Origin of the sequence: Cohnella thermotolerans DSM 17683 (assembly GCF_000429825.1) — a bacterium.
Classification (GTDB): Bacteria; Bacillota; Bacilli; order Paenibacillales; family Paenibacillaceae; genus Cohnella; species Cohnella thermotolerans.
Genome location: NZ_AUCP01000052.1, coordinates 18,745 through 30,644, shown reverse-complemented (window position 1 = coordinate 30,644; position 11,900 = coordinate 18,745). Strand labels below are relative to the sequence as shown.

Sequence of the window (11,900 nt, the reverse complement as noted above, 5' to 3'; positions counted from 1 at the left end):
AGCCGCTTGCGGGAGCCTGTCAGAATCGAGAGGGCCGTCGTTACAGCTTCTCGATCACTTTGTCCACGAGTCCGTAAGCTTTCGCTTCTTCGGCATCCATGAAGTTGTCGCGGTCGGTATCCTTCTCGATTTTCTCCAGCGGCTGGCCGGTGCGCTCCGACAGAATGCCGTTCAACTTGTCGCGAAGCTTCAGGATGCGCCGGGCGCGAATCTCGATGTCGCTGGCTTGTCCTTCCGCTCCGCCGAGCGGCTGGTGAATCATCACTTCGCTGTTCGGCAGCGCGTAGCGCTTGCCCTTAGCGCCTGCCGCGAGCAGGAAAGCGCCCATGGAGGCGGCCATGCCGACGCAAATGGTGGAGACGTCCGGCTTGATGAATTGCATCGTGTCGTAAATCGCCATGCCGGCCGTGATCGATCCGCCGGGGGAGTTGATGTACAGGCTGATGTCCTTCTCCGGATCATCCGCGGCTAGGAACAGCATTTGCGCGATGATCGAGTTGGCGACGACGTCGTTGATGCCGGTCCCGAGGAAGATAATGCGATCCTTCAGGAGACGGGAGTAGATGTCGTAAGCCCGTTCTCCCCTGTTGTTCTGTTCGATGACCATAGGGACGAAACTCATGCGTTGACCCTCCTTTGGATGGTTGGTTTCTTCATTCTAATGGATCGGGCATCAAAAGTCAAAGAAAGTCAAACCAAAGGGTGCAAAATAAAAAACGCCCGTATGCTACGGCCGCTTTCACTAAATGCTATTCGTTGGCGTCTTGCGATGAATTGGCGCGCCCGTAGGGAATCGAACCCCAATCTCAGGCTCCGGAGGCCTGCGTCATATCCGTTGGACCACGGGCGCACGTTTTAAATCGACAGCAAAAGTTATTATAGGGGATAGCGGAGCAAAAAGCAAGTTGAAATCCAAATGAAAAATGGGCAATTATTTGAAGGCGTCCCTTGCGCGAAGTGTCGAATTCCATTAGAATGAGGGTGTGGGACTTAAATGAATGCAGCGGGACATTTCGCGTCCAGCCCATTCGCCCGCAATCGTGCCGAGGCCAACCGGCATTAGGGGGGCCTATAAGTTTGCGGAGCATCCTTCATATTCAGAAGAAGCTGATTCCCGATCTGCTCCAGGTGATGGAGAAGCGCTACAAGATTCTTCACCGCATTCTGGTGTCGGGAACGATGGGAAGACGGAGTCTTGCCGCCAGCCTGGACCTGACGGAACGGACGCTTCGGGCCGAGCTCGATCTGCTCCGGGAGCAGGGGCTGCTGGAAGCGGGAACGGCCGGAATGACGCTTAGCGAATCCGGCAAGCGGCTGCTCGAAGAGATGGAGCCGCTCGTCAAGGAGCTGTTCGGCTTGTCCGAGCTCGAAGAGGCCGTCCGCTCGAAGTTCGGCCTGCGGAAGGTCGTCATCGTGGCCGGCGACTCGGACGTGTCGGACGACGTCAAGCGGGAGCTCGGCCGGGCCGGCAGCCGCGTGCTCAGCCAGTCGCTGTCGCCGGGCGACATCGTCGCCGTCATGGGCGGCACGACGATGGCCCGGATGGCCGCCCACTTCAAGGTGAGCGCCCCGCTGGCTGACAACTGGTTCGTGCCTGCCAGGGGAGGACTCGGCGAGAGCGTGGAATACCAAGCGAACACGATCGCTTCGGAGCTGGCCAAGCGCACGGGCGCCCGGTACCGGATGCTTCACGTGCCGGACCACCTGAGCGAAGAAGCATACCAGACGATCATGCAGGAGCCGAACGTCCGGGAAGTCGTCGACATGATCCGGTCCGCCCGCATCGTCGTGCACGGCATCGGAGACGCCGCCACGATGGCGCGCCGCCGGAAGCTGGATCAGGACACGATCCGGGAGCTGCTCAAGGACGGAGCCCTGGCGGAAGCGTTCGGCTACTACTTCGACCGCAACGGCTGCGTCGTCCACCGGATGGCCACCGCGGGTTTGCGGCTGGAAGACATCGAGGCGGCGGAGACGGTCATCGGGCTGGCCGGCGGCAAGAGCAAGGGCGAGGCCATCGCGGCGGTCATGCGGTTCGGACACGACGACGTGCTCGTGACGGACGAAGCCGCGGCCGAGGAAGCGCTGCGCCACGCCTAGGCGGCCAGGCCGCAGGCGCCCGTCCGGCACGGGAGCAGGCCGGACGGCGGCATGGAAAATCGTGGTCTGGGCGCATTATTGCGCCTGTTATAGATCAAAATACAAAATAGCTTTTCAAGGAGGAACCATCAATGAGTGTTAAAATCGGCATTAACGGTTTCGGACGGATCGGACGCAATGTATTCCGCGCTTCCCTGAACAACCCGAATGTAGAAGTCGTTGCGATCAATGACCTTACCGACGTAAACACGCTCGCTCATTTGCTTAAGTATGACACCACCCACGGCCGCCTGAACGCGACGGTCGAAGTGGGCGAAGGCGCTCTTGTCGTCAACGGCAAGACGATCAAAGTATTCGCGGAACGCGATCCGGGCAACCTGCCCTGGGCTTCCGTCGGCGCCGAAATCGTCGTCGAATCCACCGGTATTTTCACCGCGAAGGAGAAAGCCGAGCTTCACCTCAAAGGCGGCGCCAAGAAAGTCATCATCTCCGCGCCGGCGACGAACGAAGACATCACCATCGTTATGGGCGTCAACCACGAGAAATACGATCCGGCCGCTCATACCGTCATCTCCAACGCTTCCTGTACGACGAACTGCCTCGCTCCTTTCGCGAAGGTTCTGCACGAAAAGTTCGGCATCGTCAAAGGCATGATGACGACCGTTCACTCCTACACGAACGACCAGCAAGTGCTTGACCTGCCGCACAAAGACCTGCGCCGCGCCCGCGCTGCCGCAGAGAACATCATTCCGTCCACGACGGGCGCCGCGAAGGCTGTCGCTCTCGTTCTGCCGGAACTGAAAGGCAAGCTGAACGGCATGTCGATGCGCGTTCCGACCCCGAACGTATCCGTAACGGACCTCGTTGCCGAGCTGAAAGTCAACGTAACGGTCGAAGAAGTAAACGCCGCCCTGAAGGCCGCTTCCGAAGGCCCGCTCAAAGGCATCCTGAACTACTCCGAAGAGCCGCTCGTATCGAGCGACTACAACGGCGACCCGGCTTCCTCCACGATCGACGCGCTGTCCACGATGGTCGTCGAAGGCAACATGGTTAAAGTCGTTTCCTGGTACGACAACGAATGGGGCTACTCCAACCGCGTCGTAGACCTGGCTGCGTACATCGCAAGCAAAGGCCTCTAAGATTCGATCATATTGGCAAGCGGCTTATGAAGAGGAGTCTATGCGCTCCTCTTTAAGGCTGTTTGTAACCGAAGATCCTGCGCAGGAGGAGAGCTGACCATGAACAAGAAGAGCATTCGCGATATCGACGTAAAAGGCAAGAAGGTGTTCGTTCGCGTAGACTTCAACGTGCCGCTGGAGAACGGAGCGATCACGGACGATACCCGGATTCGCGAGACGCTGCCGACGATTCGCTATTTGATCGAGCGCGGCGCCAAGATCATTCTGGCAAGCCATCTGGGACGTCCGAAAGGACAAGTCGTCGAAGAAATGCGTCTGACGCCGGTGGCGGCGCGCCTGTCCGAGCTGCTCGGCAAGCCGGTCGCCAAGGCCGACGAGGCGGTCGGCGAAGCGGTGCAAGCGAAGGTAGCCGCTTTGAACGAAGGCGATGTGCTGCTGCTGGAGAACGTGCGCTTCTATGAAGGGGAAGAGAAGAACGATCCGGAGCTGGCCAAGGCTTTCGCCGCTCTGGCGGACATCTTCGTCAACGACGCGTTCGGCGCCGCTCACCGCGCGCATGCGTCCACCGAAGGCATCGCCCACTTCCTGCCGGCCGTCTCCGGCCTGCTGATGGAGAAAGAGCTGGACGTCCTGGGCAAAGCTCTGAACAATCCGGAGCGTCCGTTCACGGCGATCGTCGGCGGCTCCAAGGTCAAGGACAAGATCGACGTCATCAACAAAATGATTGAGATCGCCGACAATATCATTATCGGGGGCGGCCTCTCCTATACGTTCTTCAAAGCGCAAGGCTACGAGATCGGCAAGTCGCTGTGCGACAACTCCAAGCTCGACCTGACGCTCGAGTTCATCGAGAAGGCGAAGAAGCTCGGCAAGAACTTCTACCTGCCGGTGGACGTCGTCGTCTCCGACGATTTCAGCGCGACGGCGAACACGAAGATCGTTCCGGTCGACGGCATTCCGGCCGATTGGGAAGGCATCGACATCGGGCCGAAAACCCGCGAGATCTACGCCGACGTCATCAAGAACTCCAAGCTCGTCGTCTGGAACGGACCGATGGGCGTGTTCGAGATCGAGCCGTTCTCGCACGGCACCCGCGCGGTGGCGCAAGCTTGCGCCGAGACTTCGGCCTACACGGTGATCGGCGGCGGCGATTCCGCGGCGGCGGCCGAGAAGTTCCATCTCGCCGACAAGATGGACCACATCTCCACCGGCGGCGGCGCCTCGCTCGAGTTCATGGAAGGCAAGGCTCTTCCCGGCGTCGTGGCGCTGAACGACAAGTGAGAAGCGAGGGTTGAACCGATGAGCAGAACTCCGATTATCGCAGGCAACTGGAAAATGTTCAAAACCGTCTCCGAAGCGGTCGCTTTCGTGAACGAAGTGAAGGGTAAGGCGGAAGTCGCGGGCGTCGAGAGCGTCATCTGCGCGCCGTTCACCGCGCTTCCGGCGCTCACGGAAGCCGTGAAGGGCACGTCGCTCAAGATCGGTGCGCAAAACCTTCACTTCGAAGACAGCGGCGCGTTCACGGGCGAGATTAGCGGCGTCATGCTGAAGGATCTCGGCGTCGACTACGTCATCGTCGGGCATTCCGAGCGCCGCCAATATTTCAACGAGACGGACGAGACGGTCAATAAGAAGCTGCATGCGGCGTTCAAGCACGGGCTCGTTCCGATTCTCTGCGTCGGCGAGAAGCTCGAAGAGCGCGAAGCCGGCAAGACGAACGAAGTGAACCGCGTGCAGACGGAAGCGGCGCTCGCGGGCCTGACGGCCGAGCAAGCGGCGCAAGTCGTCATCGCGTACGAGCCGATCTGGGCGATCGGAACCGGCAAATCTTCGACGGCGACGGACGCGAACGAAGCGATCGCTTATATCCGCAGCGTCGTCGACGGCCTGTACGGCGCCGAAGTGGCGGCGAAAATCCGCATTCAATACGGCGGCAGCGTGAAGCCGAACAACGTGGCCGAATACCTGGGGCAATCCGACATTGACGGCGCCCTCGTAGGCGGCGCGAGCCTGGAGCCGGCTTCCTACGTGGCGCTGGTCGAGGGGGCGAAGTAAGATGGCGGCACCGAAACCGGTCGCGCTGATTATTCTGGACGGCTTCGGCCTTCGCGTGGAGACGCACGGCAACGCCGTGGCCCAAGCGAAGAAGCCGAATTTCGACCGCTACTGGTCGACCTATCCCCATACGCAATTGACGGCGCAAGGGGAAGCGGTCGGCTTGCCGGAAGGACAGATGGGCAACTCCGAAGTAGGCCATCTGAACATCGGCGCGGGACGCATCGTCTATCAGGATTTGACGCGCATCACCAAGTCGATTCGCGAAGGGGACTTCTTCCAGAACGAGACGCTGCTCGGCGCGGTCCGCCACGCCAAGCAGAACGGCAAGAAGCTCCATCTGTACGGGCTGCTCTCCGACGGCGGCGTGCACAGCCATATCGCCCACTGCTTCGCCTTGCTGGAACTGGCGAAGAGAGAAGGGTTGTCCGACGTTTGCGTTCACGCGTTCCTGGACGGACGCGACGTCGCGCCGGACAGCGCGGTCGGGTACCTGGAGCAGCTTGAAGCGAAAATCAAGGAACTCGGCGTCGGCCGCATCGCGACGGTTCAAGGCCGTTACTACGCGATGGACCGCGACAAGCGGTGGGACCGCGTCGAGAAGTCATACCGCGCGATGGTGTACGGCGAAGGACCGGCCTACACGGACCCGATCAAGGCCGTGAAGGAATCGTACGAGAAGTCGGTCATGGACGAGTTCGTCATGCCGACGGTCATCGTGGGCGAGGACGGCAAGCCGGTCGGCCTCGTGGAAGCGGAAGACTCGGTCGTGTTCTTCAACTTCCGCCCGGACCGCGCGATCCAACTGTCGCAGGTGTTCACGAACGAAGACTTCCGCGGCTTCGACCGCGGCGACAAGTTCCCGAAGAACCTGTACTTCGTGTGCCTGACGCTGTTCGCCGAATCCGTCGGCGGCTACGTCGCCTACAAGCCGAAGGAGCTCGACAACACGTTCGGCGAAGTGCTCGTGCAGCAAGGCAAGAAGCAGCTTCGCATCGCCGAGACGGAGAAGTATCCGCATGTCACCTTCTTCTTCAGCGGCGGCCGCGACGTGCAGCTGCCGGGCGAGACGCGCATTCTCATTAATTCGCCGAAGGTCGCGACCTACGACCTGAAGCCGGAGATGAGCGCCTACGAAGTTGCGGACGCGGCGGTGAAGGAGATCGAGGCGGAGAAGCACGACGCCATCATCCTGAACTTCGCCAATCCGGACATGGTCGGCCACTCCGGCATGCTGGAGCCGACGATCAAGGCGGTCGAGGCGACCGACGAATGCCTCGGCAAAGTCGTCGAAGCGGTTCTGGCGAAGGGCGGCGTCGCCGTCATCATCGCCGACCACGGCAACGCGGACATGGTCATCGACGACCAGGGCCGTCCGTACACGGCGCATACGACGAATCCGGTGCCGTGCATCGTGACGAAGCCCGGCGTGACGCTGCGCGAAGGCGGCATCCTTGCGGATGTGGCGCCCACGCTGCTGAAGCTGATGGAGTTGCCGCAGCCGAAGGAAATGACCGGCGCATCGCTGATCCAGTAAAGTGCGCTGTAAGCCGCAAATGTCGGGTTACAGCACACCCGGGGTGCTCCTTACGGCTCTTTTCACCGTATAAATTGTAAGCCTGGTTAAACATACGCCGCCTAAACGGCGCCACTCAAATCTCAATGAAGGAGTGTTTACTTATGACGATCATTTCCGACGTTTACGCTCGCGAAGTATTGGACTCCCGCGGCAACCCGACCGTAGAAGTAGAAGTTACCCTCGAATCCGGCGGCTTCGGCTCCGCCATCGTACCGTCCGGCGCTTCCACCGGCGCTTACGAAGCCGTTGAGCTTCGCGACGGCGACAAAGACCGTTACCTCGGCAAAGGCGTGCAAAAAGCCGTCGAGAACGTCAATTCCATCATCGCTCCGGAAATCATCGGCTACGACGCGCTGGATCAAGTCGCGATCGACCGCAAGATGATCGAGCTGGACGGCACGCCGAACAAAGGGAAGCTGGGCGCCAACGCCATCCTCGCCGTCTCCATCGCCGTCGCCCGCGCCGCGGCCGACGCGCTGAACATTCCGCTGTCCGCCTACCTGGGCGGCTTCAACGCCAAGACGCTGCCGGTTCCGATGATGAACATCGTCAACGGCGGCGCTCACGCCGACAACAACGTCGACGTGCAAGAGTTCATGATCCTGCCTGTCGGCGCGCCTTCCTTTAAGGAAGCGCTGCGTACGGGCGCTGAAATTTTCCACGCGCTCAAATCCGTCCTCAAATCCAAAGGCCTGAGCACAGCCGTAGGCGACGAAGGCGGCTTCGCTCCGAACTTCGGCTCCAACGAAGAAGCACTGAGCACGATTATCGAAGCGATCGAGAAAGCCGGCTACAAACCGGGCGTCGACGTGTTCCTGGGCATGGACGTCGCTTCCACCGAGTTCTACAAGGACGGCAAGTATCATCTTGAAGGCGAAGGCAAGTCCTTCACTTCCGACGAGTTCGTCGATCTTCTTGAGGGCTGGGTGAACAAGTACCCGCTGATCACGATCGAAGACGGCTGCTCCGAAGACGACTGGGAAGGCTGGAAGCTGCTGACCGAACGTCTGGGCGGCCGCGTGCAGCTCGTCGGCGACGACCTGTTCGTCACGAACACCGAGCGCCTGGCTACCGGTATCGAGAAGGGCGTGGGCAACTCCATCCTCGTCAAAGTCAACCAAATCGGCTCCTTGACGGAGACGTTCGACGCGATTGAGATGGCGAAGCGCGCCGGCTACACGGCGGTCATCTCCCACCGTTCCGGCGAATCCGAAGACAGCACGATCGCCGACATCGCCGTTGCGACGAACGCCGGCCAGATCAAGACGGGCGCACCGTCCCGTACGGACCGCGTCGCCAAGTACAACCAACTGCTGCGCATCGAAGACCGCCTGGGCTCCACGGCTCAATACGCCGGCAAGTCCGCGTTCTACAACCTGCGCAAGTTCAAATAAGCCAATCCGCTTAACATCCATATACAACTCACACCGATCCCCGGGGAACGCTGCCGAATGGCCGTTCTCCGGGGATTTGCCTTTTTATGAAGACGGGAGCGAAGCCGATCATGCTATAATGGAGGGGCCTATTTAAGAACCGCCGCAGAGGATGTTCATCGTGAGGATCGGCAAAATCTATCGCAACTACATCCAGAACAACCTGTTCATCAAAGTGATCTTCGTCTTCGCGATTATCGTCAATTTGACGATTATTACGTTGTCTTACTTGCTGTTCAACTTCATGTCCGCCTCCATCGTGCGGAACGAGCTCAGCGACCAGCGGGAAGCGATGGATCGCGTCAATCGCTACCTCGAGCAGAAATACGCCTGGACGCAGTCGGTCGTTCAGAATATTTACGCGGATAATTTGCTGTCGGACAATGTGTCTTACTTGCTAAAAAATTCCTTCCAGCAATACATCCAATATACGCTCGGTGAGAACGCTAACGGAAGCTCGCGCGGAGCCAACGCGATCGAGTATTTCGGGGACAAGCTCGGATCCGATTCCGACATTCGCGACATTATACTCTACAGCTCGGAGATGCAGTTCCTGTACGTCTACCAGACGTCCGGCGCTCCGAAGCTGGTCTCCGTCAACGCGGCCCGCTCCTACGTCCCGGACGTCATGGCCTCGGAAGGCCCCAGCGCCTCGATCCCGAACGTCTGGGTGCGCAAGGCGATCGGGCAGTGGGACACGCGCCTGTACTCCATGAGAAGCCAGATCAACGACAAGAACACGCTCAAGAACATCGGCCAACTGGTCGTCTATTTCGACTCGGAGTTGATCCGCCAATCCCTGCCCCGGAACATGACCTTGAAAGGAACGCTGCTCGTCCTGACGTCCGACGGCCAGGTCATGTTCGACTCCTCGGGGCGGTATTACGGCCAGAAGTACCCTTATCTCGACAAAATCGATTCTCTGCAAGAGACGGCGGATTTGGAGGAGCCTTCCTTCGTCTCGACGCTCGCGCAAAATTCCGCAGGCTTTACGATCGTCGGCATCCTGCCCAAGAGCGAGGTGGCTGCGGCTTACGCGGGACTGAAACGGACGATCGTGCTGATCAGCAGCGTCTGCATCGTGTTCGCGGTCGTCATTCCGTCGCTGGTCATCGTCAGCATCGCCAGACGGACGAACAAAATCGTGCGGTTCATGAGGAAAGTCGAGAGCGGCGATTTGAACGCCCGTCTGGACGACCCGCACGAGGACGAGCTCGGCCAAATCTCGCGCAGCTTCAACGACATGGTGGAGGAGCTGAACCGGACGATCGACCGGGAGTACAAGGCGGAGATTCGGATGAAGCAGACCGAGCTGGCGGCCCTCCAGGCGAGAATCAATCCGCATTTTCTATACAACACGCTGGAAGTGATCCGCATGCGGGCGGTGTCGCGAGGGGCGGACGACGTTGCGGAGATGATATACAGTCTTGCGGCGCTGTTCCGGAATTCGGTGCGCACGAACGCGGAATGCCGGCTGGCGGAAGAGCTGGAGATGTGCCGGCTATACCTGGAGCTGTTCCGAATCCGCTACAGGGACAAATTCGCTTATACGATCGACTGCGACCCGGAGATATCGTCCGTCACGATCCCGAAGATGCTCATTCAGCCGCTCGTCGAAAATTATATCGTGCACGGATTGGAGCCCCAGAGCGCAGACAACCGGATCGCGATCGAGGCGGAAGCGGCGGAAGGGCTGATCCGCATCCGCGTCTGGAACAACGGCAGGACGATCGACGCGGAGGAACTGGAGCGCATTCGGGCGTCGCTGAACGATCCGGAGACGGAGGAAGGATCGTTCGGCTTGCGAAGCGTTCACCAGCGGCTGAAGCTGGTGTACGGAGCCGAATACGGCTTGACGATCGAGAGCGGACCCAAGAGCGGCACGGTGTTTGCCATTGCGATTCCCGCCGAGACGGGGGAAGGAGGCGGAGGAAGCGATGCATAAAGTGTTTCTGGTGGACGACGAGCCGTTCATTACCGAAGGGCTGTTCGATGCCGTCGATTGGCCCGCCTTCGGCCTGGAGGTCGTCGGCACCGCGGAGAACGGCGAGGATGCGCTCCGGCGCATTCGGCAAATGCCGGTCGACATTCTCATTACCGACATCTCCATGCCGCTGATGAACGGCCTCCATCTGATCCGGCGCGCCCGCGAATTCCGCCCGGAGCTGAAGGCGATCATCCTGAGCGGATTCAACGAATTCGATTACTTGAAGGAAGGCATGCAGCTCGGCATCGAAAACTACTTGCTCAAGCCGATCAACGTGAAGGAGCTGAACGACACGCTCGCCAATACGGTCGAGAAGCTGAACAGCGTTCCCTTCGACCCGCTGCTGCGGGAATACAACGTTCAGATCATGAAGGACAATACGATGTACCGCTGGATTACCGGCCGCATCTCCGACGCCGAATTCGACGAGCGGGCCGGCATGCTGGGCATCTCGCTCCATGCCCCTTACGGCTTGGCCGCCGTGCTTCGATACGAATCGCCGCATTCCGAAGATTACGAGAAGGCGTTCGCCCGGGTGGCGGACGCTTTCGCGGGGAACCGGACGGTCGTGCCGTTCCGGGACATGGAGGAAGACATCGTCATTGCGGCCGGACTGCGCGTACCGGAGAAGGACAAGCCGAAGCTGGCGCGGCAGCTGTCGGAGCTGCGCGCCTCCCTAAGCTCCGGAGGCGGGCAGGCGCGGCTCTCCTTCGGCAAGGTCTATCCGCTTCGCTCCCGCTTGACGGACAGCTACGAGGAAGCCAAGAAGGCGCAGGAATATTTCTTAGTCTATCCCGAGAAGGAATGGATCGATTACGGCGATACGGAGTCGTTCCAGCAGGCCGACTTGTCCGAATTTTCGATCGATTGGGGCGATTACGCGAAGCTGCTCGTGGCGAAGGACAAGCAAGGGCTGTCGGCCCGAATTCTCGGCGACTTCGACCGGCTTCGGCGGCGGGAAGGCGTCACCCCGTCCTACATGCAGGAGCTGGCGATGGAGCTGATCATCCGCTTCAAGATAGAGCTGAAGGCGATCAAACATACGGACGAGCGGGACATCTTCTCGCTCGGATTCGAGCGTGTGAACGCGGCCGCCGATTTCGCGTCGCTGACGGAGGCGGTCCGGCTGGTGGCCGAACGCTGCGTCGATTCGCTCGCGAGCGACGTGCGGAGCCCGGTCGTCGCCCAAGTGTTGGCCGAAATCCATCGGAACTACGCGGAAGAGCTGTCGCTGAAGGCGCTGGGCGCGCAATACCACGTTCACCCCGTCTACCTGGGCCAGCTGTTCCAGAAGGAGACGGGCGAGAGCTTCACCGAGTACGTCAACAAGTACCGGATCGAGAAGGCGAAGGAGCTGCTGAAGACGTCGACGCTCAAAGTGCAGGAGATTTCCCGCAAGGTGGGGTATTGGGAGACGGGCTACTTCTACAAACAGTTCAAAAAGCATGTGGGCATCTCCCCCACGGATTACAAAGCGCTGCTGTAGACGAACCGGCTTCCGGCCGGGAACGGGAGCACGATCGGAACTGCCGGACGGGCAGTTCTTTTCTTTATTTTGGACAGAATATCTTAAGTTTCTCTTCTATTTGAAAATGCTTTCATGAATT

Annotated in this window: 8 protein-coding genes, 1 tRNA gene and 1 pseudogene; 8 read left to right on the top strand and 2 right to left on the bottom strand. The window is 59.8% G+C overall.

Annotated elements, in window-relative coordinates; genetic code table 11:
• Positions 1 to 40: 40 nt before the first annotated feature.
• Both clpP and G485_RS0111045 read right to left on the bottom strand, forming a co-directional pair.
• Positions 41 to 628 (bottom strand): annotated as a pseudogene (clpP, locus tag G485_RS0111050) (ATP-dependent Clp endopeptidase proteolytic subunit ClpP); the annotation flags it as partial.
• Between the two features lie 147 nt (positions 629 to 775).
• Positions 776 to 850 (bottom strand) — tRNA-Arg (locus G485_RS0111045).
• Between the two features lie 227 nt (positions 851 to 1,077).
• Between G485_RS0111045 and G485_RS0111040 the strand changes: the two genes are divergently transcribed.
• The 8 genes from G485_RS0111040 (at position 1,078) to G485_RS0111005 (ending at position 11,779) form a co-directional block, all read left to right on the top strand.
• A complete protein-coding gene (locus G485_RS0111040) occupies positions 1,078 to 2,100 on the top strand; it encodes a sugar-binding transcriptional regulator (RefSeq protein ID WP_027092609.1) in 1,023 nt (340 codons plus the stop codon).
• 131 nt (positions 2,101 to 2,231) lie between these two features.
• Positions 2,232 to 3,239 carry a type I glyceraldehyde-3-phosphate dehydrogenase gene (gap, locus tag G485_RS0111035; protein WP_027092608.1) on the top strand — a complete coding sequence of 336 codons (1,008 nt, stop codon included), beginning with the start codon at positions 2,232 to 2,234 and terminating at the stop codon, positions 3,237 to 3,239.
• Positions 3,240 to 3,338: 99 nt separating this feature from the next.
• On the top strand, positions 3,339 to 4,520 hold the full coding sequence (locus tag G485_RS0111030; RefSeq protein ID WP_027092607.1) for a phosphoglycerate kinase: 1,182 nt from the start codon (positions 3,339 to 3,341) through the stop codon (positions 4,518 to 4,520).
• An 18-nt stretch (positions 4,521 to 4,538) separates the two neighbouring features.
• Positions 4,539 to 5,294 (top strand): triose-phosphate isomerase, encoded by a 756-nt coding sequence (tpiA, locus tag G485_RS0111025; protein WP_027092606.1) that lies wholly within the window; start codon positions 4,539 to 4,541, stop codon positions 5,292 to 5,294.
• A 1-nt stretch (position 5,295) separates the two neighbouring features.
• Positions 5,296 to 6,831 (top strand): 2,3-bisphosphoglycerate-independent phosphoglycerate mutase, encoded by a 1,536-nt coding sequence (gene gpmI, locus G485_RS0111020; RefSeq protein WP_027092605.1) that lies wholly within the window; start codon positions 5,296 to 5,298, stop codon positions 6,829 to 6,831.
• Between the two features lie 143 nt (positions 6,832 to 6,974).
• Positions 6,975 to 8,267 (top strand): phosphopyruvate hydratase, encoded by a 1,293-nt coding sequence (gene eno, locus G485_RS0111015; RefSeq protein ID WP_027092604.1) that lies wholly within the window; start codon positions 6,975 to 6,977, stop codon positions 8,265 to 8,267.
• Between the two features lie 160 nt (positions 8,268 to 8,427).
• Positions 8,428 to 10,251 carry a sensor histidine kinase gene (locus G485_RS0111010; RefSeq protein ID WP_027092603.1) on the top strand — a complete coding sequence of 608 codons (1,824 nt, stop codon included), beginning with the start codon at positions 8,428 to 8,430 and terminating at the stop codon, positions 10,249 to 10,251.
• Entirely contained in the window at positions 10,244 to 11,779 is a 1,536-nt protein-coding gene (locus G485_RS0111005) for a response regulator transcription factor (protein ID WP_027092602.1), read from the top strand. Before G485_RS0111010 ends, G485_RS0111005 begins: the two co-directional genes overlap by 8 nt.
• Positions 11,780 to 11,900 lie beyond the last annotated feature (121 nt).